The organism is Neolewinella maritima, from assembly GCF_923081025.1.
Classification (GTDB): domain Bacteria; phylum Bacteroidota; class Bacteroidia; order Chitinophagales; family Saprospiraceae; genus Neolewinella; species Neolewinella maritima.
Genome location: NZ_CAKLPZ010000004.1, coordinates 193,180 through 214,960 on the forward strand (window position 1 = coordinate 193,180; position 21,781 = coordinate 214,960).

17 protein-coding genes are annotated in these 21,781 nt (G+C 56.7%); 6 read left to right on the top strand and 11 right to left on the bottom strand.

Translation table 11 applies throughout. From position 1 onward, the window contains the following. Nucleotides 1-12 precede the first annotated feature (12 nt). Nucleotides 13-3,594: a PKD domain-containing protein gene (locus MJQ68_RS14965; protein WP_238751940.1), complete on the bottom strand. Its 3,582-nt coding sequence runs from the start codon at nucleotides 3,592-3,594 to the stop codon at nucleotides 13-15. A gap of 453 nt (nucleotides 3,595-4,047) precedes the next feature. After that, complete coding sequence (locus MJQ68_RS14970; protein ID WP_238751941.1) at nucleotides 4,048-5,133, bottom strand: arginase family protein; 1,086 nt, start codon at nucleotides 5,131-5,133, stop codon at nucleotides 4,048-4,050. Nucleotides 5,134-5,366: 233 nt separating this feature from the next. Here MJQ68_RS14970 and MJQ68_RS14975 point away from each other — a divergent pair, with 233 nt between their 5' ends. Together MJQ68_RS14975 and MJQ68_RS14980 are read left to right on the top strand one after the other, a co-directional pair. Continuing rightward, complete coding sequence (locus tag MJQ68_RS14975) at nucleotides 5,367-6,890, top strand: OmpA family protein (protein WP_238751942.1); 1,524 nt, start codon at nucleotides 5,367-5,369, stop codon at nucleotides 6,888-6,890. Between the two features lie 108 nt (nucleotides 6,891-6,998). Further along, nucleotides 6,999-7,493: a hypothetical protein gene (locus MJQ68_RS14980; RefSeq protein WP_238751943.1), complete on the top strand. Its 495-nt coding sequence runs from the start codon at nucleotides 6,999-7,001 to the stop codon at nucleotides 7,491-7,493. Here the strand turns inward: MJQ68_RS14980 and MJQ68_RS14985 are convergent. The 3 genes from MJQ68_RS14985 to MJQ68_RS14995 form a co-directional block, all read right to left on the bottom strand. After that, complete coding sequence (locus MJQ68_RS14985) at nucleotides 7,443-7,838, bottom strand: ExbD/TolR family protein (RefSeq protein WP_238751944.1); 396 nt, start codon at nucleotides 7,836-7,838, stop codon at nucleotides 7,443-7,445. The genes MJQ68_RS14980 and MJQ68_RS14985 overlap by 51 nt on opposite strands. Nucleotides 7,839-7,848: 10 nt before the next feature. Then, nucleotides 7,849-8,250, bottom strand: a complete 402-nt coding sequence (locus MJQ68_RS14990) for an ExbD/TolR family protein (RefSeq protein ID WP_238751945.1) — start codon at nucleotides 8,248-8,250, stop codon at nucleotides 7,849-7,851. A gap of 72 nt (nucleotides 8,251-8,322) precedes the next feature. After that, the gene (locus tag MJQ68_RS14995) at nucleotides 8,323-9,033 is read right to left on the bottom strand and encodes a MotA/TolQ/ExbB proton channel family protein (protein ID WP_238751946.1); all 711 of its coding nucleotides are present in this window, start codon (nucleotides 9,031-9,033) and stop codon (nucleotides 8,323-8,325) included. 151 nt (nucleotides 9,034-9,184) lie between these two features. On the opposite strand from MJQ68_RS14995, the gene rseP reads away from it, so the two are divergent. The 3 genes from rseP to yaaA are packed head-to-tail and all read left to right on the top strand — an operon-like array spanning nucleotide 9,185 to nucleotide 11,802. Next, nucleotides 9,185-10,528 carry an RIP metalloprotease RseP gene (rseP, locus tag MJQ68_RS15000; protein WP_238751947.1) on the top strand — a complete coding sequence of 448 codons (1,344 nt, stop codon included), beginning with the start codon at nucleotides 9,185-9,187 and terminating at the stop codon, nucleotides 10,526-10,528. Beyond that, on the top strand, nucleotides 10,528-11,037 hold the full coding sequence (locus MJQ68_RS15005) for an iron-sulfur cluster co-chaperone HscB C-terminal domain-containing protein (RefSeq protein ID WP_238751948.1): 510 nt from the start codon (nucleotides 10,528-10,530) through the stop codon (nucleotides 11,035-11,037). The genes rseP and MJQ68_RS15005 overlap by 1 nt, the downstream gene beginning before the upstream one ends. Before the next feature lie 3 nt (nucleotides 11,038-11,040). After that, the gene (gene yaaA / locus MJQ68_RS15010) at nucleotides 11,041-11,802 is read left to right on the top strand and encodes a peroxide stress protein YaaA (RefSeq protein WP_238751949.1); all 762 of its coding nucleotides are present in this window, start codon (nucleotides 11,041-11,043) and stop codon (nucleotides 11,800-11,802) included. On the opposite strand, the gene MJQ68_RS15015 is transcribed toward yaaA, so the two are convergent. Both MJQ68_RS15015 and MJQ68_RS15020 read right to left on the bottom strand, forming a co-directional pair. Then, a complete protein-coding gene (locus MJQ68_RS15015; protein ID WP_238751950.1) occupies nucleotides 11,799-12,887 on the bottom strand; it encodes a CgeB family protein in 1,089 nt (362 codons plus the stop codon). The two genes, yaaA and MJQ68_RS15015, sit on opposite strands and share 4 nt — an antisense overlap. A gap of 99 nt (nucleotides 12,888-12,986) precedes the next feature. Beyond that, nucleotides 12,987-13,823, bottom strand: coding sequence for a CPBP family intramembrane glutamic endopeptidase (locus MJQ68_RS15020; protein WP_238751951.1), 837 nt, complete (start codon nucleotides 13,821-13,823; stop codon nucleotides 12,987-12,989). A 297-nt stretch (nucleotides 13,824-14,120) separates the two neighbouring features. Here MJQ68_RS15020 and MJQ68_RS15025 point away from each other — a divergent pair, with 297 nt between their 5' ends. Then, nucleotides 14,121-14,534 (top strand): RDD family protein, encoded by a 414-nt coding sequence (locus tag MJQ68_RS15025; RefSeq protein WP_238751952.1) that lies wholly within the window; start codon nucleotides 14,121-14,123, stop codon nucleotides 14,532-14,534. Nucleotides 14,535-14,632: 98 nt separating this feature from the next. Here MJQ68_RS15025 and MJQ68_RS15030 read toward each other — a convergent pair whose 3' ends face one another. The 4 genes from MJQ68_RS15030 to MJQ68_RS15045 all read right to left on the bottom strand — a co-directional run bounded on the left by MJQ68_RS15030 (nucleotide 14,633) and on the right by MJQ68_RS15045 (nucleotide 21,734). Next, nucleotides 14,633-17,539 (bottom strand): TonB-dependent receptor, encoded by a 2,907-nt coding sequence (locus MJQ68_RS15030; RefSeq protein ID WP_238751953.1) that lies wholly within the window; start codon nucleotides 17,537-17,539, stop codon nucleotides 14,633-14,635. A 105-nt stretch (nucleotides 17,540-17,644) separates the two neighbouring features. Further along, nucleotides 17,645-20,728, bottom strand: coding sequence for a T9SS type A sorting domain-containing protein (locus MJQ68_RS15035; RefSeq protein WP_238751954.1), 3,084 nt, complete (start codon nucleotides 20,726-20,728; stop codon nucleotides 17,645-17,647). 106 nt (nucleotides 20,729-20,834) lie between these two features. Next, nucleotides 20,835-21,488 carry an HAD family hydrolase gene (locus MJQ68_RS15040; protein WP_238751955.1) on the bottom strand — a complete coding sequence of 218 codons (654 nt, stop codon included), beginning with the start codon at nucleotides 21,486-21,488 and terminating at the stop codon, nucleotides 20,835-20,837. A 36-nt stretch (nucleotides 21,489-21,524) separates the two neighbouring features. Continuing rightward, the gene (locus MJQ68_RS15045) at nucleotides 21,525-21,734 is read right to left on the bottom strand and encodes a hypothetical protein (RefSeq protein WP_238751956.1); all 210 of its coding nucleotides are present in this window, start codon (nucleotides 21,732-21,734) and stop codon (nucleotides 21,525-21,527) included. Nucleotides 21,735-21,781: the final 47 nt, after the last annotated feature.

The window sequence follows — 21,781 nt, forward strand, 5'->3', positions numbered from 1 at the left end:
AGGCCTCCGATGTCACCGCAATAGGGTGACATCGCCGGTAAATACCTGGCTGGTTCCGTCGACAAAGTCGATTTCTGCAGCCCAGATGTAGACGCTACTTTCTAGAAGTTTGCCACCCAGCCGGCCATCCCAGCCGTTGTTGATGGAGCCGGTACTGCAGTCATGGCATTCGTACACCATGGCCCCGTTGCGCGACATGATCCGCATGGACTGAATGCCGGCCACGGTGTTGTCTTTGACCTCGAGTCCAAAGGTCTCGTTGTGCCCATCACCGTTAGGACTAAACACGTTGGGGGCGTAAATACGATCTTCGTAATTTTTGTCCACCCGTACCCGGATAGAATCCGTCGCCGAACAACCGTGCTCATCCAGTAGCGCGACTTCGTAAAGGCCGTCGTTGATGGGCTGCGCAAGTGTGTATGCCGCATTAGGGTTTACAATGGAGTCGCCCGACCAGACGATTTCGGTAATGTTCCGGGCCGGGTAAATATTGACACTCAGGTTGAGCATGTCACCCAGGTCCACGATGGTGTCGGTGGCCGTGGTCTGAATTTCGGCCTCGAAGCTAGGGAATACCGTCACAATTACATTAGAGTCGATACTGCACCCATTGGCCGAGGTGACTTCCAGATTCACTACGTAGTCACCCAGATCGAAGTAAGGGATCTCGATCGGTGCATCCCCTACCAGGCCGTTACCGTAGTCGAAGGACCAGCCCGTCAGTGGCGCACGCAGATCCATCAGGAAGGGGGTATTGCTGCAGGTGGTTGTCGGCATCTCAAAGTCCATAGCCGCGCCGTTGTACTCGCCGATGTCGACCTGGAAGCTATCGATCGCGCTACATCCGTTCGAACTGGTGACCTCGCAGTAAGTCATGTAGCTTCCCGGGCGCTCGTAGGCATAGCTCGGACTGCTTTCCTGTGATTCGCCCTGATCACCGAACGACCAGTCGATTGCAAAAGCATTGGGATCATTGTTGGGGGTGAAGAGCATATCGAGATCTACGCAGTTCGCCTCAGCAGCAAGGACGGTATAGGAGGCGTCCGGTGTGGGCCGCACCGTGATGTCGTGCCGGAAGGTGTCGATACCACAGAGTTGAGCGACAATCTCAATGGTGTAGGCCGTATCCTTGGTCACGTCGTAGTAGTGGGTAAGGCTCTCCAACTCGTCGATGAACTGTGGCGTAGACTCATCGCCCCAGTACACAAAAGTGAGCGCACCCGGTGTGGAGCTATTATCAAGTACGACCTCGGCGCTGGAGCAGACATCGTCATAGTTCAGTCCGAAGGCGGCTTCCGTAGTGATGGGTAGTACATACATCGTATCGACGGCGGTCTGATCCGGGCAGCTCTGATTGGAGCCCCGTAACGTGACCGGGTAGCGGAGCACATCTTCCGCCTCGTTACGCAGGATCAGAAACTCAGGCAGCTCCGTGCCCGCCCGCCCATCCGGGTAGGTGACCAAAAAGTTGTCAGCGTTGACGGAGGTGTTGGATAGGAAGATGGTATCGTCGGAACAGACGGTATTGTTGTCATTCAAAAAGTCGAAGGACACGCGGAACCGCAGGGGCAGCACAATGCCGAAGGTATCTTCCGTTGTATAACAAGCGTTGGTCAGCGAAGCATTCACGCCAAACACCTCCGGGGCGAGCGGGCGGATCAGCTCGACCAGTGGAGTCGCCTCCTGGCTGGTCTGAAAGTTGCTGAACGACCAGTTGTAGGCCATGTCGGCCGGCTGGTCACCAAGGGTAAGGTTGATGGATAAGGAATCACAAACCGTACTGTCCATACTATAGGCAAAGTCGATAACCGGTGGTAATTGTACCCGAAAAGTCTTGCGTAGCGTATCGTTACACTGTCCGTTCGGAAAGGCCACGACTTGCTGCAGGGTGTAGGTACCCGCCTGTTGCACTTTGAATTTGGCCTTCTCGCGACTGCAGGCCTTCTGCCCCGTCTCCAGAATTTCGTAGCACAGGGCGCGGGCGCTGGAGCGGTTCTCAATATTAATTTCACTCAGGCCCGCATAGATTGGCACGTCGCCGGCACTGGGTCCGCTACACGAGTCGGTAACGATGTCGAAGGCAGCCCGGGGGAATTCCTGTACGGTCACCGTCAGGCTATCCTCCCCGCCACAGAACGTGCGGCTGAAGAAGCGAATCTTGTAGGAGCCGATGCCTACCTTGCCTGAGTCAAAGATGTTGTCGGCTACTCCCTCACCGCGGTAATCCGCCGCCTGTAGCGCAAACAGATCGATGGTTTCGCCCTCACACAGTACTACATCCGTTCCCTCGTAGAATTCCTGAGGGATAACGTGGAAGTTCAGGGGGTAAATGGCGCCGCAACTGTCTACTACGGTGACCTCCACATCGCCCTCCACCAGGGAGGGGTTGAAGATGTTGTCGCCCACACCTGGACCATAGATTTCCCGCACCTTATAGTTGGGTTGAATGTAGTCCAGCAGGGCGATGGGGTCTTCGGTCACACAGACCGTGTCGACTGCAGAGATGTCGATTTCCAGTGCAGAGCCGTCACGCACCCGTACATTGATCGGTATTTCGAACACTTCACCGCACACGTCGCTACCCGTAGCAGTGAGTACGTACTCACCCAGCGTGTCGAAGCGGATGAAGGGACAGGTAGCAGTGACATCATCGAAGTGAACGCCGGGTTTATCCGATGTCCATTCGATATTATCCGGGGTAGGTAAGTACTGTAGGTTATCACAAAGGTCCAGGGTGTACTCGGTACAGGTCACGATATTTTCCTGTGCCTGAATGGTCTGCCCCCGCAGGGTAGTGATCCGGATGGTATCGGCTACATCCGAGCAGTATGCATTTGCAATATTTACGATGATAGTACGGATGCCCGCCCTACTGTTTTCAATATTGATAACGGGGTTGGCAATGGTTGGATCGCTAAAGGTAACACCCGGTGATGTACTAGTCCAGCTGAAGGTTTCCGCATACTGGTAGGTGCTATTGGTAATGATTTGAAGATTGGGATTACATAGCTCTGCGGTATCAAGATCGTAGCTCAAATCAATCGTTGGCGTAGGAAAGATCTGGAACGGCTTTTCGTAGATATACTTATCACATCCTTTGAAGGTGGATACTTCAAGCTTAGCGACGTGTGTGCCGGGGCCTTCAAATTCGAACCCCTTCAGAAATTTAGTGACTTCGCCATCCAGCTTGACACCGTCCATGTACCACTGGTAGGACTCGACGAGCTTCTCGCTACACATCTTTCCCTCGAAGTTGACCGTAAAGGGTGCTTCGATACACGTCAGATCGCTCGTTTTAATGTCTACGATGGGATTGGGTACGACACGGAAATCGTAGGACCCCCGCTGGTTGTCGCCACGATCGTCCACACAATCCAGCCGAGTGATATCCAGGGCACTCTGGTATTCATAGAACAGTGCGCCGGGCTTAGGGGGCAGGGGCTTACCCGGAGGCGATCCGCAGTCAAACATAAACTCCTTGATTACCGAAACCGTGTTCGTCACCTGCGTATAAATGGTATCGCTTCCGTCGGGAAAGGTGACCTTATAAGTACCCGGGTCTCCGTTGTTGTAAATCTTGAATTGGATCTCCACATTGCCGAGGCTATCGGCACAGAACGTGCTGGTAGGTGGCAGGAGAAACGGTTCGTCTGTTCCACACGGTCCCTGAGCAGAAAGCCAGACAGTGGGTACGCAGAATAACAGTAGTGTGAAAAGCTTCAATCGAGACATAACACGGAGGTGTTTTCGCTCAATTACGACAGCATGCTCATCGGAATTCCGCCGCTAACAAGCTACGGAGAGTAGGCTTACCGACAGAGTATCGGTACAAGCCTATAGGTTTTTTCTGAGAGAAACGCTGACAATAATTGACCAGGAAAAAAGAAAACTTAACTGGTGGCCAAGGGGCCAAACACAACACAATGACGGATACATCACCCGTACGGCTATACAACCGTTGCGCCCCCCCGTCTTATTGCCGCTGGTCTACAAACTTTAACACACGAAGCAAAGCACCGGAAGCTAAGGGCGCGCGGCGGAGGTCCTCTAATACCGGCTGAATGCGCGCACAATACGCTCAGGCAACTTCCCCTCCTGACCAGTCTGCAAGTAGTCCTGATAGCTGCAGGCAACTAAGTAGTTCCGCATTTCCCCGGAGAGCTCAGTGACACCGGGCACCTGGATCCACCAGCGGTTACTGCGCGGGGAGCGCCAGAACGTCATTCGCTGGGGCAGCTTCGCGTCCACTACGTATTCTGTCATGCCTTCGGTGGTGGCCGGGAAATCACCCGCCCGCCGGCTCAGGCCGTGTAGGAAGTACCAGACCAACTGTGCGTAAGCAGCGGCCGTAAGGCGCTCGGCCGTGGTAGCCTGCTCCGTACCAAGCTCCAGGCCATAGACCCCGAAGGAGGCTAGCCGGTCGCTGTTGCCCGCATAGTAGCAAAGTTGCCCGGCTTCCTGCAGACTCAGCCCGGAGGGGTGATAGCCCCGTTGGGCGGGTGCCTCGGCATGTAGCACACTGGCAATGTCTATCAGCGCGACATCCGCATCACGAATACAGGGTTCCAGATCCCCGGGCTGAGCCCGGGCCTCACCTAGCGTGTATCGTTCGAAGTACCGCCGCTGAATCAGCGCATCCAGTGCGGGATCTACCATCTGCCGCTGGGATCCGATGTGCGACAGGTGATACGCCGGCGCATCAGTGCGGTGTACGGCAGCATCTAGGACCTGCAGGCCGGAGGTAGTAGGGCTCAGTGCCAGCTGTTGGTCTACCTGAAGTAAGTTGATCCGTCGGTGAAGACTGCCGAATGCCAGGTACTGAGCCTGTGGAATAGCAGTTCCAACCCCACCCAAAAGAACCGGGACGATCCCCGCCTCATGCAACTCGCGCAGTAAAGGAATAGCAAACTCGGTGGTGGTCTTGCGCAGGTTGCCTAAATCTACGCACGACAACTGTCCGTGGTCCCACTGCAACGGAAAAAGGTGACGGCGTACTTCGTCGGCGGTTGCCGCGTGCACACCAATGAAGGCTACCCGGATGGCCGGATTGGGCCACCTACTAAGGTGACTACCCAGACAAGAGGTGGAAAGTACGGGCGAAACAGAAGATGACCGGAGCCAGGAAGTGAACATACGCAGGGTACAAAGGTAGTTCAGCCCCGATTGGTATAAAAACAACTAGGTATAGTAAACAACCACTACATTTGGTCCTTCAATGAAAAATAGACTACGTCGGGCCGGAAGCCGTTTCTAACCAGTCTCTTCGAAGCTGACTTTATTCGGTGCGCCCCCCCCTAGGGAACCCATCCAGTAAACTTACCTCTAGATTTACCGCTATGCGAATACTCTTACTCCCTCTCTTATGCATGACCCTTTCGAGCGCTTTCGTTGCCGCTCAGGGTACTCCAGTGCCCGCCGCCACGGTGGATAGTACTGGAGCAATGGAAATGGACGCCCCGGTCGATCGGCGCAATCAACCCTCCATGATTGAGTTCGGCATTTCACCCTACTATTCCTTCGTCGCCGGTGATGTCACCGCCAAAGGAGGATACGGAGCCGGAATTCACCTGCGCAAGTCATTGGATCATCTTTTCTCGGTCCGCCTAGACGCGCTCTATGCCCGTTCCAAAGGCGATAACGAGAATGATGTCATCACTCAGGGCAACCGCCGTCACGATACGGATTGGTACAGCGGTACCGCCTATGGTGTGGTAACCCTTAATAACTTCAAGTACAAGGGCGACATCCGTAACTGGAATGTCTTACTGATGGCCGGTGCAGGATTCAACTACTTTTCTACTGAATTCCAGTGTACTGAAGATGGTCGGCGCTTTGGATGTACGGGTACCAATCAGCCTTTCGTAGAAGGTCGCAACGGCGAACTACCCCTAGAGTTTCAGACGCACGCCGCCTTCGGTCTGGCACTTAACCGCCGCCTCAGTGAGCGGATCAATATCGGCATAGAGTACCAGGCATTCGTACCGCTGGGCAATCGCGCTGACTTGGTCGATGGATACGATCCCGTGGGTGGAACAAGCGACTTCCGTGACGTACAAAACGTAGCCGGCATCTCCATCAACATCAACCTGGGCAACACCAACACACGCAGCGAGCCCCGCTACTGGGTCAACGCCTTTACTCCACTCAAGGACGATATCTCCACCCTCAATAGCCGCGTAGACGAAGCTACTATGGACACCGACGGTGACGGCATCGTCAACAGCGTAGATCAGGAGAACGACACCCCCGCCGGTGTACCCGTCGATAGCCGTGGCCGTACCCTAGACAGCGACAAGGACGGTGTGCCCGACTTCCGCGATCTGGAACCCTTCTTCCCTCCCCGCCAGGGTGAGGTAGTTGACGCGGATGGTGTAGTAACCAAGCGCAACGATGCCCCCCTCACGCAGAATGAGATCCAAACGCTGATCGATACCAGCATCGCTCGCGCAATTGCCGAGGGCAACATGGGTAACAACACCACCCGGATCAACTCCGCTGGCGGTGCGATCTACCTGCCCATGATCTACTTCAACCTGAACTCATCCGAGATCAAGTACGAAGACTACGGACAGCTAGCCTCCATCTCTCGTGTCCTGACGGCCAATCCGGAGATGCGCCTTATCGTACGTGGTTACACCGACCGTACGGGCAACACGACCATCAACCAACGCCTGTCCTACTTACGGGCCCGCAACACCATCGATCACCTGGTCGAAGTGGGTGGTATCGACCGCACCCGCCTGGTACTTCAGTACCGTGGGGACGAAGAAGCCATCGTTCCCCTCGACCGCAGTCGTGTCAACCGACGCGTAGAGTTCCTGACCGGTATGGGTGATGTCACGGAAGACGAAGCACCCGAAGGAGTTATGCCCCAGAGTGATGGCAACTAGGCCACACGCCTCATAGCGATCCGTTAAGACGCCCCCCAGCTTACCCGCTGGGGGGCGTTTTGTTGGTACCTTTCACCGTCACTACGTACTCACCTAGCGGTTCTATCGATGCGCACACTTACCCTACTCATTCTACTGGCTCTCACGCCAGCCGTCGTAAAGGCTCAATTAGCCGACGACCTGTCGGGGACCTGGAGCGGGCTGTTGCTACAGAATGAGGGGGGCATCGCAGACAAATTCGAGCTATTCTTTGACCTGCAGCAGATCGGACTGGCCGTTAAGGGTACCGCCTTCGTTAAGCTCGGCGAACTACAGGCGGAGATGAAGCTGAGCGGCTACCGTGCGCCGAGTGGGAATTGGCGTATCACCGAGACAAAGATTCTCAGAAATAATAAGGCAGGACTGGCGATCAGCTGGTGTATGAAAGATTACGACCTGCGTGTAGACTACCGGAAGGGGGAACTAGTCCTTACCGGCCCTTGGTGGGGCAACAGTGAGTACGGCCCGTGTATTCCAGGATCCATTACACTAAAGCGCCGCGTGCGCGTGGCATCACTCCTCCTGGGCCGCCAGGACGCCGTTGATGTCCAGCCGCATGGCTAGGTCCATTACCGTGACCACACCCTCTACGGGAGCCTCACGGTCCGGGGCGATGAGCATGCTGTAGCCCGTTCCGGCACGCGCCTGTAGCTGAGCTTCGAGTTCGGGGGCACTGATGCGGCGGTTGTTGAAGAAGAAGCCACCCTGATCGTCGATGCGTACTTCGTCCAGCCGGTCCGTATTTGGACTGCTGGGAGTATCTGCCCGCCCGGGAAGCTTCAGGTTCAGGGCATTCGGTGCTACCACCGTTGAGGTGAGCATGAAGAAAATGAGGAGGAGGAAGATGATGTCCGTCAGGGACGACATATTGAACTCCGCACTAACCTTAGATCGCTTTTTGAGGGCCATAGCAGCTGATTTAACCCTGCCGGGGTTGGGTGGCGATAATGGCCCGGGCGCGGCGCTGCGCTGCCAAATTCATGATGGGTGTGATACGGCTGAAGGGCACCCCGGTCTCGGCGACGATCGTAACGGTCGCATCCTTTTGGTTGTTGGTCTGCTCCAGCGCATCGCTCAACGCAGCGAGTACCGATGCCTGAGAGACCTCAATGTTGTTAACGCGGAGCCCACCGGATTTTTCTAGCTCTACCACGATATTGGTGGGGGCTACGGTCTGGCTGTCAGATTTAGGCAGGTCGAAGGGACGGATCTGCACAAAATTGGACGTGAGCATGAAAAAGATGAGCAGCAGAAAGATGATGTCCGTCAGCGACGACATATTAAACTGTGCATTCGCCCGGTTCGATCGTTTTAAGCCCATCCTGTTTGCATTTTAAATTTGAACCGTTGTACCTGCTTCGATAACCATCGGGGCGCCCATACTACCGTGCCGCTACCCGGGCTCCTGTAGCAGGTCCATGAACTCAGTGGTAGAACGCTCCATCTTGTACACCACGCGCTCTACCTGGGCCACGAGCAGGTTGTACCCTACGAAGGCGAGGATACCGATAAAGAGACCGGCGGCGGTAGTAAGTAGTGCAGAGTAGATACCACCAGCCAGGACGTCGGGCGTGATGTTCTGTGCGTTAGACATCTCGTAAAAGGCGTTGATCATACCGGTGACGGTGCCGAAGAAGCCGATCATGGGAGCGGCACCGGCAATGCTGGCCAGGGTGCTCAGGCCGCGTTCCAGTCGGAAAACTTCGAGATTACCTACGTTCTCCACCGCGGCGTCGATGTCGCGCAGGGGCCTACCGATGCGCTGGAGGCCCTTATCGACCATTCGGGCGACCGGACTGTCGGTAGTAGTGCAAAGGGCTCGGGCGTTGGCCATGTTTCCGGTGGAAATCTCGCGACGGATACGTTCCATGAAGCCTTCGTCGTCGGAACCGGCGGCCTTGATGGTGATGTAGCGCTCGGAGAAGATGTATACGGCGATCACGAACAGCACCAGCAGGATACCTACGATGATCATGGTCAGGGTGCCAGACTCCAACAGAACGTCGAGGAGGCTCTCACTGGCCATGGGTGCAGCGTCGGCGGCCGAATCAAGGGTAGCGGTGCCCTGCGCCTGCAGGAGAAGGGGAAAAGCGTCAGGTAGCATCAAGGTGTGTTTAGCGGGTGGGTAACGCGATCCGGAAGGTGGATATGTTGGTGCGTGGGTGCAAATGTAAAATTATCTGAGTGGAGCGTGGCGCGTGCCGTCGTTCAACCATCCCCTAGCCCGTCGGTTACCTAGCTGCTAACTTTACCGCATGGATACTTTAATCACCGTAGGGCAACTGGTCCTGAGCCTATCGATCCTGATCGTGCTCCACGAGTTCGGACACTTTCTGCCCGCCCGTTTATTCGGTACGCGGGTGGAGAAGTTCTACCTCTTCTTCGATCCCGGCTTCAGCCTGTTCAAAAAGCAGATCGGTGAGACGGAATACGGTATCGGCTGGCTCCCCCTGGGGGGCTACGTGAAGATCAGCGGGATGATCGACGAAAGCTTCGACAAGGAGCAAATGGACCAGGAGCCACAGCCCTATGAGTTCCGATCCAAGCCGGCCTGGCAACGTCTGATCATCATGCTCGGCGGAGTCACCGTTAACTTTATCCTCGGTTTTCTGATCTACGCCCTGGTCCTGTTTGGCTACGGAGAGGAGTACTTCCCGGCAGAGAATATCACCGCCGGGATCGCGGTAGATAGCCTCGGTCAGGAGATCGGCCTGCAGAGCGGCGACAAGATCCTACGGGTCGGTGACGTACCCTTTGAGCGCTTCAACGACCGTATCGTACTGCGGGAAATCGCGATCAACAACGCCCGGACCATCGAGGTCGAACGTAACAATACCCAGACCACCGTAGCGGTAGACCCCAAGTGGGTAGATCTACTGACCCGCTACGAGAACAAGAGCGCCCGGCTCTTCGGCCCCCGGGTACCCCTGGTGGTAGCCCGTGTATCTAAGGATAGCCCCGCCGAACAATCCGGCCTGAAGTTGGAAGACCGCATTGTAAGCGTCAACGGTACGCCAACACCTTATTTCGACCAGGTGACCGTAGCGCTACAGGAACAGAAAGGACAGCAAGTGCGCCTCGGTATCAAGCCTAAGGAAAGCGAGCGGGTCCGTGAGGTTAATCTGACCCTGACCGAAGAAGGCACGATGGGCGTAGCGGTCGCACCCCCCGATTATTTCTACGATACCGAACGACAGGATTACACGCTAGGTGAAGCAATCCCCGCAGGCATTAATCAGGGCGTCAACTTCCTCGGGGATCAGTTCAAGGCCTTCGGACAGATGTTTGCCGGCAAGATCAAGGTGACCGAGAGCCTCGGCGGCTTCGCCAGCATCGGGGGCATGTTCGGTAAGACCTGGGTCTGGGAACGCTTCTGGTACATGACCGCCTCGCTGTCCCTCATCCTGGCGTTCATGAACCTGCTGCCGATTCCTGCCCTGGACGGCGGACACGTCATGTTCCTGCTTTACGAAGTCGTCAGCGGTCGCAAACCCAGCGATACATTCATGGAGCGGGCCACGATGGTCGGCTTCGTCATCGTGCTCGGACTGGTCGTACTAGCTAACGGATTGGATATTTGGCGCTGGATCAACGGATAATGACAGACTACTTCAGTTTCTTCGGACTGCGCCCCTCCCCCACCCTGGATGAGGCGGCCCTCAGGAAGACCTTTTACGCCAATAGCAAACGCTTCCACCCCGACTTCCACACCCTGGAGGATGAAGAGACGCAACAGCGCGTCCTGGAGCAAAGCACCCTGAATAACCAGGGCTATAAGGTGCTTTCCGATAAGGACCTGCGCCTCAAGCACCTACTGCAAGTAAAGGGGGTATTGGGCGCCGAAGGTACCAATGAGGTACCCCAGGACTTCCTGCTCGAGATCATGGAAGTCAATGAGGCCCTGATGGAACTGGAGTTCGAAGACGATCCGCTCGTGCGTATTCAGGTCACCGGTCTGATCGACCGGCTCGAGGCCGAGTTGCACGCTGAGGTAGCCGACGTGTGGGACAGCTACGACGACAGCAGTATCACGCCCGCCCAATTGGAACAACTCAAAGCGTACTACCTCAAGCGCCGGTACCTGCTACGCCTACGCGAGAAAATCTAAGCCATGCTCATTCTTCTTTCGCCGGCTAAGACGCTCGACATGTCTCCGGTAGACGCCACCGTGACCCAACCCCGCCTACTCTCCCACACAGGCGAACTGGCCGACACCCTACGGGGAAAGTCCGCCGCGGAACTCGGTCGCCTCATGTCCATCAGCGACAAGCTGGCCGAGCTCAATTACGGGCGCTACCAGGACTTCACCCTGCCCCTGACCACTGACCGCGCCAAGGCCGCCCTACTAGCCTTTAAGGGAGATGTGTACCAGGACCTGCAAGCTGATGACTTCACCGAACGTGAGCTCTCCTTTGCTGACCGGCAGATCCGCATCCTATCCGGTTTATACGGCATCCTGCGACCGCGCGACCTTATGCACCCCTACCGCCTGGAGATGGGTACTAAGCTGCGCACTGAGCGCGGGAAGGACCTGTACGCCTTCTGGGGCGACAAACTCACGGATCAACTTAACAACGACCTGGCCGAAGACCCTACGAAACTGGTCCTTAACCTAGCCAGTCAGGAGTACTTTAAGAGCCTACAACCCGAACAAATAGCTGGACGCGTACTCACTGTCCACTTCCGTGAACTACGCGACGGTCGCTACAAGTGTATCACCTTCAACGCCAAGCGAGCGCGGGGTCGCCTCGCGCGGCTGATCACTCTGGAGGGGATTACTACGGCTGATCCCCTAAAGGAATTGGCAGTAAATGACTACGTGTATAATGATGCGCTGAGCGAAGCCGACGACTGGGTATTCACCCGCGACTAATCCGCTACCTCCTGCCAGTATCCCAGCAGCTGCTCTGCACGGTGCGACGTGGTGTGGGACGCTAGTACTCGCGCCCGGGCGTACGACCCGACCTTGCGTCGTGTAGCCTCGTCCGTCCCGTAGAGTACATCGAGTACGTCCTGCTCACCGTCGACGCAGAACAACTCTCGTTTGACTTCGAAGAAATCGTCCAGTCCATCCCAGGGAGCAGTCAGGACCGGTACCCCACAGGCAGCCGCGGAGAGAAGCTGCCGCGAAGGCGTATAGCCCAGTTGCCTGCGGTCATTGCGCCCCAGTACCAGGCTGCACGCCTGCCGGTTGTAGAAGTCTACGTGGTTGGTACCCGGCAGGTGCTCCAGGTACGTGATGTTGTGGGGCCATGCCTGGCTATCGGGGTAGCTATCCCCCGCTACTACGAACTGTCGATTAGGTGTAGTGCGGGCCGGTTGGATCAACAAATTATCCAGGAGCTCACTGCGTTCCGCCTTATAGTTACCCAGAAAACCCAGGTCGTACGAGCGTTCAATGTCCATGCGGTAGAAGGCAAAGGGGTCGATACTCTCGTAGAGCGGACGGGCGTGCTGTAAGCCGTAGTTACGGGCAAGTTCGTTGAGGGCAGGTCCTCCGGTAGTGGACAGGTACAGTTGAAAAGCACCGATCGTGCAGCGGCTCAGGCAATTGCTACACGCTTCCAGAGAGGCCAGGACATGGGCGGTGCGCGCCAGGTCCGTATCGTAGTATACGGTAATACCGCGCGCCTCGGCACAGATCCACTGCGCGATCCGGTTGGTTTCGGGCACATCACTAGCCAGCAGGACCAGATCGGCGCTCTGGATGGCGGGCAGGTATTCCTCCAGTAGGGTATCGACATCTCCGTAGGTCCATACCTCGCAGTAGGGGGAGCGCAGCATATCGCGGTGCGCGATGCCACCGAAATCGTAGGGTTCCAGGTAGGTAGTCCGGTGGCCGTGGTGAGCCAGCTCGTTGATCAGTCCGCGGTATAGTTCCGCCACCGGATTGCGCGCACTGCTCAGGATCGAGCGACCGACCATGACGATGTCGAGAGTATGGGTACCTATGGTCACTAGTGCAAGGTACAATGATTGTGCGCTTTAGCACATAGTATATGTGCTGGTCTACGGCAGTTGGGCGGGGCCGCAGGTGCACAGCGTATACAAGAAATACTAATCAGCGTGCACCACGACGGGTACTACTACGGTTTCTTGCGGAAGCTTCGAAAAGGGCTCGTGTGCGATCAAGGCCACCCGCTGCGCACCAACGTGCAGTAGCCAGGCACCAAGGGCGGTGGTTCCGGCAGCTATGACTAGCATGACGGGCAGGCCGTAGGGATCGTCCGCAGACTCATCAAAGAATTTACTCGCGTAGGCAACGCCGTTATTAACTACGTGCAGCAGGATCACCAGGCCTAGCGAGCGGGTACGGTAGTAGACATATCCCAGCGCCAGCCCCGCAAAGAAGGCAGCAAAAATATGGGCCGGTATGATGTGCATCACCCCGAACAGTAGCGCGGAAAGAAAGATAGCGAGTTGGGGGCTACGTTGCTGCAACATCCGGTCGAGTAGCAATCCACGCAGAAGATATTCTTCCAATACTGGAGCCAGAAAGACAATAGCCAGAAAGGTACCGATTCCAATCTCCAGATTATCAATGGCAGCGTCGAGGTAGTCAGCGGTGGGTAAGTAGCCGGCCACAATCCCCATCCCAAAACTGATTAGCAGTATAGCAATACTCAGTACCGCCACCCACCTAGGAGATAGGGTCGACACATTGTGCACAGACACACGGGGCCGATCCAATCTACGCCATGTATAGTACAGGGCCGGCGCAAGACCTACTATATAGATGATGGGGAACATCCAGTCGGGCGGATCGCTGTCTATCGATCCAGTAGATACCCCCGTGAACACCATGGCCACGAGGCCTGCGATCATTTGACCCACGATGAGTAGCAGAAATACGGCAAAAAGGTTACGCTTGCGCGGAAATACGGTGAGAGACATTCGGATGGTGTTTTAGTGTAGGGCAAAGATCGGAGGAGCACGACGCGAAAAACAGGACAGTTACCACTCCCGAACACCACCGAAATTAAACCACCAAATGCGCTTAAATTTTATACTTAGCTGACTATTAACACCTTATATGTAATTCAGCTGCCGTCGAAGACGACCAGATAGTCAACTATTTGATTACACCATATGGTTGCCACTGATCTATGGATACCCATCGCCGGTCGATTAAAGTAGTATAGAACAATACCGCTAGGATATATTAGTGGATAATAAACTTCCATTGTCACCATGGGCATCGTAAGCCGCTACTTCCTCTATCTACTCGACTGTCTCGTTATGCTCCTCGTACTGGGTATACAGATGTACCTGTTCTACGGGGAGGGATTCCTACAGAGCAGTCCCGATACCTACCTAGAGCGGCTGCTCGGAGACTACGGCCCCGCCTGGCTATGGTCCGTGCTGCTCGGAGCGGCCTACTGGCTGATCGTAGACTACCATCCTGTTCTTGCCGGACGGCGGGGCCGGGTGGTCGATGTGTCGAGTGGACACCGCCCTAGCCTAGATAAGCGGGTACTGCGCTCTTTATTGAAGGCCCTCACACTCTTCGGGGCTACCTTCCTGCTGCTCTTCGCCCTGTTCAGTAAGGATCACCGCCTACTACATGACTACGTCGCGGGCACGGATCGGCTGAAAGTCCGCTAAACATACCTAGGTAGACTAGCATAAGAACGCCCTCCGTACGGGGTACGGAGGGCGTGAAAATGGACTACAATGTGTAATCTAGTGCATCTTGTCCGGCATTACATTCCGTAGCTGATACCGAAGCTTAGTTCCCGGCCCCGCTCGTAGCTCTGGAAGATATACGTACGGTCAAATTCAGAGTACGCTTCGTAGGCAGGGTTCAGCAGGTTGCGGCCCCGCAGACTCAGTTTGAACCGGTTGATCTGTTTGGACACGGATAGATCCAACTGCGCGCGGCCCCGTTCGAAGATGTCGGGGCTACCTACCGCGCCGATGCTCTGTAGGCGGTCATCGAAGTAGTTGTAGGCCACCATCGCATCCCATCCGCGTTCGGCGTCGGTGTAGCTTAGGTTGGCATTGACGATGTAATCAGACTGTCCGTTGAAGGAGCGCGTAGCGCTATAGGTGGGGTCCACCGTGCGGGCTACCCGTACTTCCTCGGCATCCACCCGCTGCTCGGACTGGATGTAAGCCAGGTTCGTACTGACCGTGAACCGATCCAGCTTAGAAGTGAGGAAGCCGAGTGACTTGCGAAATTCCAGCTCCACGCCGTACAGTTCCGCGCTTTCCGAGTTGGTCCAGGTGAACTGCTGCTCTCCAGCGTTACGGAAGGTCTGTACAATGGGGTCGCGAAACTTCTTATAGAACATACTGAAGGCGATGACCTCCCCCGCATCGGGGAACACCTCGTAGCGTAGGTCGTAGTTGTCTACACTCGTCAGCGCCAGGTTGGGGTTACCAAACACAGGGGGCTCTCCAAGGAAGCCGAACGAGCCGAAGGGCGCTACTTCCCGCATATTGGGTCGCGCCACGGTCTGGGTGAAACTACCCCGCAGGTTGCTGCTCTCCGTCAGATTATAGACCAGGTTCACGGCGGGCATGAAGCTGATCGTATCGATGCGGGCGGTATTGTCGTCGATCCGGTCCTGACTGGGATTGTCCCGGGCCCGTTGGATCTCTACTACCTTACTTTCCACGAGGATATCGGTGGTCTCGGCACGTAGTCCGACGATCGCCTTTAGTTTGGGCAGTACCTGATAGGTAAACATACCGTAGGCCGCGCCTACCGCATAGCTACCGGTGTAGCTGTTAGGATCTGCACTATTGTCGAAAATGTAGGCACCGATAGTGTTACGCTGGTTGGGTGCCTGCTCGATCACGCCCAGATTATCCGGACCGTAGAAAACGGAAAAGTCTCCACCGGCCTGACTGAAGGACAGTCCTCTGCTATTGCCGTATGCGTAGATACGCTCGTTGAAAACGCGATCCTTCATGGAGTAGCTTCCACCGAACTTGAGAGCATTGGCCCGATTGCGGGTTTGCAGTACCGGAACGGTGATGTCTAGATTACCCTGGTAGGTATCGTCCGTCAGGTCACGGAAGAAGCGGCTCGGGCGGGTAAACTGACTTTGGTCATTGATGTAGTTCTCTCCCTGCTTGATGTACTCGGCGAAGCGCAGGTCGGGCTCGTCCTGTCCGCTGCTCACGTAGTTGGCCGTCCAATTGATGTTGATATTTCCCAGGCCGGTGAGGGTGTGGTCACCCTGGGCAACGTAATCGATCAGCTCGCGCTCCATGAAAGTACTGGCCTGGGAGCGGTAGAAGTTATCTTCGGTACCGGCGGCACCCTTGCTCTCGTTGCTTCCCTGCAGGATACGGCCCTCCTGGTAGCCCTGATGGCTATAGAGCGTGTACAGTGTGATATTATTGGAGGGGGAAGGCCGTAGGGTGACCGCCAGCATACCGCCCAGCATGCCGCTTTGTACGCTCTTGCTATCCTGTAGGTCATACACCTCCTGCAGGCTGGTAAAGCCTCCGCTGGGGAAGAGGTAATTGCCCCGTACACCATTCTGGTACTGGTCGAAACTGCGGCTGTAGTTGACCGAAGCGAATACACCCAGCGGCATCGTACCCACGTTGAACTGATTGCCGATGTTAGCACTCAGGCTGTAATCTGGTCCGGACTTGATCCGGTCGATGGTAAAGGCATTACCGAATTCATTGGCGACGTCTTCGACCAGTCCGGCAAGCTCCTGATCCCGGCGTGCCCGGCGGTCTGCGTTGGCGGCCAGTACATCGAGGTCAGCCAGGCGGGGGTCATTGAGGATCGAAGGTCCGTCGAGGGTGCCATCGTTATAGCCTAGTCCTACGCGGTCACCGCCATCGAAGCTGAGAAAGTCGTTTCGGAAGTTTCCCTGGCTGTTGTAGCTGCCGGACGCACTCACGCCCCAGGTAAAACGCTCGGGAAGGGCCTTCATCTTGATGTTGACACTACCCCCCGTGAAGTCACCCGGCAGGTCGGGAGTGAAGGTCTTGCTTGCTACGATGTTATCTAAGATATTAGTTGGGATAAGGTCCAACTGTGCAGAGTTGCGGTAGGGGTCGATACTGGGAATCCGCAGTCCGTTCAGGGTGGTGGCACTGTAGCGATCGCCGAGTCCTCGAACGTACACGTACTTGCCGTCCACAACCGTCGTGCCGGTCACTTTAGTCAGTGCCGCAGCGGCCGTACCTGCACCCAGCCGCTGAATCTCCTGGCTGGAGATGACGTCCTGCACCTTATCGCTGTTCTGACGCAGCTTCATCACGGCAACCTCCCCGCGCTGTAGCGCCTGGGCGGTGACGGTGACATCCACATCGAGCTCTACGCCGGTATCTTCAGAAAATGCGATATCTAGTACGGTGGTCTCGTTTCCCTTTACAACGACGCCCTCGATGACCTGATTTTGGTATCCTACGTAGGAGGCAACCAGGTTGTAGGTACCAGCAGCTACCTGAAACTGGTACTTGCCCTCGATGAAGTCCGTCTGCGCACCGTCGCCGGTGCCCTGGATGACGACATTCGCTCCCAGCATGGGAAAGCCATCCTCGTCATAAACGGTACCCGAAATAGCTCCCCGTTGGGCGAGCAGTGCGGTCGTTGCCAGAAGCAACAAAGCCAGCATGTGGGTGATGCGGTAAAGCATAGAATCAATGAATTATGTGTGCACTAGAAAAATTGAGCTCATCGGTATAGTCGCCCGGTCAGCCAGTAGTAGTCGTTGCAGTGATCGGCTCACGCGGGCCGATCACTAGTGGGCTACCACCATTTTTTGCAGTAAGCGGCCACCGGCCACGTCGAGAATGAGCAGGTAGGTTCCACTTGGCAGATTGGCTACGCTTATCGACTCTTGCTGCGCACCGGCAGCATACTGTCCGGTATGTACTGCCAGGGGACGCCCCATGAAGTCCATCACCGTCAGGGTAGCCCGCCCGGCACGGGGCAGTTCGAAGCGTACGGTTGTCCGCTCACTTGCGGGGTTCGGAGCAGGTGAATCCAGTGAGAAGCCGGCTACCGTTTGCGGACCCACGCTGTTCGTTATGTCCCCCACGAGGCCGAGGGTAGATAGGCTGGTCCAGCCACTAAGCCAGGTCCGATTGGACCCGGAGTACGCCCCGGGCTCGAAGGCGCCGTAGTAGGGCACCGACGTAAAGCCGGCTTCCGCCGCCGGAGCGCCCTGCGTGGCAACCGTGTCGAAGCGATAGGGTCGGGGGTCGAGTAGACCGCCCTGATCCCGATCAGCCACGGCGTTTAACATGGGATCGACGATCCGATTACCGCAGGCTTCAATAGCCGCTGCGAAGCTCGCGCTGGCCGTGGGGTTAACCTCATCCTGGGCGTCGATCACCAGGAAGAGGTCGGAGAAAGAAGCCCCCCCACCGAAGCCGAAAAAGATGCTGTTGCAGACGGAAAGGTCGCCGGCCTGAAAGCGAGCGTAGGCATCGTCAGTAGTGGTTTCGGCCAGATCCTCTACTGCTACGGCGGCCCCGTTGAAGTCCGTAAAAATGGAGTTGTTGTAGTGTCCGCCGGCGTTGTCGCGGAACAGCACCGCCAGGGGGAGCGCGCGGTTGGCATCCCCCCCGGTGGCGGTAGCGTTCTGACCGATCCCTACGTAGGTAGCATTATAGATCGTTGGCTCACTAAAGGGGGTTTGCCCGTCAGGATTAGCCCCGTCGTGCTCCCCCGCCCGGCCAGTGGCGGAGTTCGCAGCCTGCAGGACGAACCAGAATTGCCCGCCCCCGCGCCAGCCGTAATCGTAGTCCATCCCGTCGTCCCCGCAGTAAGAAACCACGGCGTGATCCACCCGTACGGTACCGCCAAACCATTCGATCCCGTCGTCGGCGTTTGCGAATACCTCTATGTAGTCGATCGTAGTGCCGGAACCTACACCGCCCAGGGTAAGTCCGTTGATCTCGTTGTCCGTACTCAGCTGCGCACCGCCGTGGCGAATGGACACGTAGCGGAGTACCCCACTATTATCTTCATCGTCGGTGCCACCGAAGGTGGCACGCGTTTCGTCCGCATCGATGCCTTCGATATTGTCGGTGCCACCGGGTCGTGCGATGGTCGCGTTGCCCAGTAAGATGAGTCCGCCCCACTCCCCGCGGTCAGTCTCGTCAAAATCGCCCGGATCGTCAAGGTCATCGTCTGCAGCCGTGAATACCACCGGGGCCGAAGCAGTACCCTGCGCAAATATTTGCGCACCGCGAGCGATGATCAGGGCCGAGGTATTATCGCCGGTCGTGATCGAGTTGGAAGGAAGCCCCTCTACTTTTACCCCGGCCTCGATGTTGAGCCGACCACCGGCCTCGAGGTATACCAGCCCGTCTAGGGTGTAGCAATTATTTGCCGTCCAGGTGTAGGTGTCGGTCTGTAGATCGCCGTCCTCGATGACGATGCAGTCGCCCACTTCTACCTCGGTGACCAAATCGCCTAAGTAGCCGTATTCATCGAGTGCCGTCCAACCGCTCAGCCAGTTGGTTCGGTTACCAAAGGCACCACGGTAGGAGACCAGGCTGAAGAACTCATCGTCGCCGATGGGCGCGCCGCCGTCCAGGGCCGCCCCTTCCGCATCGATCCGGGGATCGAGTCCTCCGTCGGGGTCCCGGCTAATACTTGCGATTCCCGATTCACCTAGTTCATTTCTCTCCCGCAGCGCCGTAGCCAGGGCGGTAGTAGCGGCAAGATTCAGGCGATCGTCAGCACCAAGAGCGATGAATAGCTCCTCCGTAGAATCGATACCGGCAAAGTCCTCAAAGAGGTTGTTCCGCAGATCTAGGTCACCGGCCAAGAAGCGAGCATAGGAGTCTTCGGTGGTGGTGGAGGGAAGGTCTTCTACCGCAACGGCCGCACCATTGAAGCCAGTAAACAGTGAGTTGTAGTAATAGCCCGCCGCATTATCGCGGAAAAGTACGGAGAGCGGCTTGGCGCGCGCGGCATCCCCGCCGGACGCCGTAGCGTCCTGCCCGATACCGATGTAGGTAGCGTTGTAGATCGTGGGCTGACTAAAGGGCGACTGCCCGTCGGGGCTGGCTCCGTCGTGCTCGCCGGACCGTCCGGTACCGTCGCCGGGTTCCTGGATCACAAACCAGAACTGCCCCTTCCCGCGCCAGCCGAAGTCGTAGTCCATGCCATCATCTCCACAGAAAGCTACCGAAGCATACTTGACATTGACCGTTCCGCCGAACCACTCGATGCCGTCGTCCGCATTGGCGAATACTTCGATGTACTCTACGGTGGTACCCGACCCCACCCCACCCAGGGTGAGCCCGTTGATTTCGTTATCGGTGCTGAGTTGCTGTCCGCCGTGCCGAATGGAGACATACCGCAGCACCCCGCTATTATCCTCATCGTTCGTTCCCCCGAAGGTGGCCCGTGCTTCGTCCGCGTCAATACCCTCGATGTTGTCGCTACCACCGGGTCGCGCGATGGTTGCGTTTCCCAGCACGATCAGGCCGCCCCACTCTCCGCGGTCGAAGCTGGTGAAATCGTCCGGGTCGGTCACGTCGTCGTCCGCAGCGGTAAAAATGATGGGCTGAGCGGCCGTGCCTTCGGCAAATAGCTGTGCACCCCGGGCGATGATCAGCGCGGAGGTGTTGTCGCCGGTAGTGACCTGAGTAGCTCCCCGCCCCTTGATTACGGTACCCGCAGCGATATTAAGTACACCGCCTTCCTCCAGATAGACCAGTCCGTCGAGAATGTATTCGGTATTGGCCGTCCAATTATAGGTCTGTCCGCCAAGCAGGTCACCGTCTTCGATCACTACGGTGTTCTGGGCCGAAGCTAGTACCGAAACCAGAATGAATACGAAAGACAGTGTAGACTTCACGGACATAGCAAGCAGGCTTGTGGGGCATTAATGCTCCGCAAAGGTCTCCTCACCCCATAAACTCAGGGTACCGATCGCGTTAAGTTATTGTTACCTCTAGGGTAGCCACTCGTTACGCTGTGGCGCTGAGTAGTTCCATCGCCCGCCGGAGTGCTTCAGCGTTATCCCTGTAGTGCTCATTTGCTCCCGTGACCTTGTCCGTCAGTCCGATCAGGTAGCAACCGGCGGCTAGCGCCGCCTCGCCCCCCGGTGCACTATCCTCGATAGCAATACACTCTGCGGCCGGTAGCCCGAGCCGCTTGGCGGCCAGCAGGTAGATATCCGGGGCGGGCTTCATGTGCTCCACGTCGGAGGCCGTCACGCTGATACTTGTGTAGCGGTCCAGGCGCGTTGCGTGGATCATCACGTCGGCATCCATGCGGCCGCTATTGGTAGCGATGGCCAGAGGAAAGCCGGCCTCCGCGATCTGGGCGAGGGCACGATCTACGCCGGTGAAGGTCTTGCCGTGGCTGTTTACCGCCGCATGGAAACGCTGCTGCTTCAGGGCAATTAGTGCGCCGTCCGAACTATCCAGTCCGTCGTGCGCCACGACATGCTGTGCCAGCACCCGGTCGCTGGTTCCGATCCACTGCTCGAACCACTGCGCATCGTACGCAAGACCGAATTCCCGCAGCGTCTCTAGCCATGCGGTGCAGTGGAGGGGCTCGGAATCTGTCAGTGTGCCATCCAGATCGCACAGCAATCCCCGCAGGGTACGAATTACCATCAATGTGTGTATTTATTGGCTTGCGCCGGCGTAGCCTTACCGCAGAATAACGCGCTTGACCACCTCTATGCCGCGGTGCACGATAGTGCCAGCATCGACCAGTTGCTCCCCAATCTCGTGCAGCTGCTCGAACTTACCCTCTTCGTGCAGCCGTACGGTACGTCCGACCAGAAAGCCGGAACTGCTCGCACTCAGGATCACGAGTACGGCCAGTACGGAGAGCAATTTAAGTTTGCTGCGTTGCATAGTGGCTGCGAATATAGTGGCATCGGCTCACATGGCCAAATGTGGGA

What these genes read in the sequence shown, in the direction of transcription:
- MJQ68_RS14985 (WP_238751944.1), bottom strand. Translation starts at nt 7,838, where the DNA reads ATGGCCCTCAAAAAGCGATCTAAGGTTAGTGCGGAGTTCAATATGTCG.
- MJQ68_RS14990 (WP_238751945.1), bottom strand. Translation starts at nt 8,250, where the DNA reads ATGGGCTTAAAACGATCGAACCGGGCGAATGCACAGTTTAATATGTCG.
- MJQ68_RS15025 (WP_238751952.1), top strand. Translation starts at nt 14,121, where the DNA reads ATGGGCATCGTAAGCCGCTACTTCCTCTATCTACTCGACTGTCTCGTT.
- MJQ68_RS15005 (WP_238751948.1), top strand. Translation starts at nt 10,528, where the DNA reads ATGACAGACTACTTCAGTTTCTTCGGACTGCGCCCCTCCCCCACCCTG.
- MJQ68_RS14995 (WP_238751946.1), bottom strand. Translation starts at nt 9,033, where the DNA reads ATGCTACCTGACGCTTTTCCCCTTCTCCTGCAGGCGCAGGGCACCGCT.
- MJQ68_RS15020 (WP_238751951.1), bottom strand. Translation starts at nt 13,823, where the DNA reads ATGTCTCTCACCGTATTTCCGCGCAAGCGTAACCTTTTTGCCGTATTT.
- MJQ68_RS14975 (WP_238751942.1), top strand. Translation starts at nt 5,367, where the DNA reads ATGACCCTTTCGAGCGCTTTCGTTGCCGCTCAGGGTACTCCAGTGCCC.
- MJQ68_RS15040 (WP_238751955.1), bottom strand. Translation starts at nt 21,488, where the DNA reads ATGGTAATTCGTACCCTGCGGGGATTGCTGTGCGATCTGGATGGCACA.
- yaaA (WP_238751949.1), top strand. Translation starts at nt 11,041, where the DNA reads ATGCTCATTCTTCTTTCGCCGGCTAAGACGCTCGACATGTCTCCGGTA.
- MJQ68_RS15045 (WP_238751956.1), bottom strand. Translation starts at nt 21,734, where the DNA reads ATGCAACGCAGCAAACTTAAATTGCTCTCCGTACTGGCCGTACTCGTG.
- MJQ68_RS15030 (WP_238751953.1), bottom strand. Translation starts at nt 17,539, where the DNA reads ATGCTTTACCGCATCACCCACATGCTGGCTTTGTTGCTTCTGGCAACG.
- MJQ68_RS14970 (WP_238751941.1), bottom strand. Translation starts at nt 5,133, where the DNA reads ATGTTCACTTCCTGGCTCCGGTCATCTTCTGTTTCGCCCGTACTTTCC.
- MJQ68_RS14980 (WP_238751943.1), top strand. Translation starts at nt 6,999, where the DNA reads ATGCGCACACTTACCCTACTCATTCTACTGGCTCTCACGCCAGCCGTC.
- MJQ68_RS15035 (WP_238751954.1), bottom strand. Translation starts at nt 20,728, where the DNA reads ATGTCCGTGAAGTCTACACTGTCTTTCGTATTCATTCTGGTTTCGGTA.
- rseP (WP_238751947.1), top strand. Translation starts at nt 9,185, where the DNA reads ATGGATACTTTAATCACCGTAGGGCAACTGGTCCTGAGCCTATCGATC.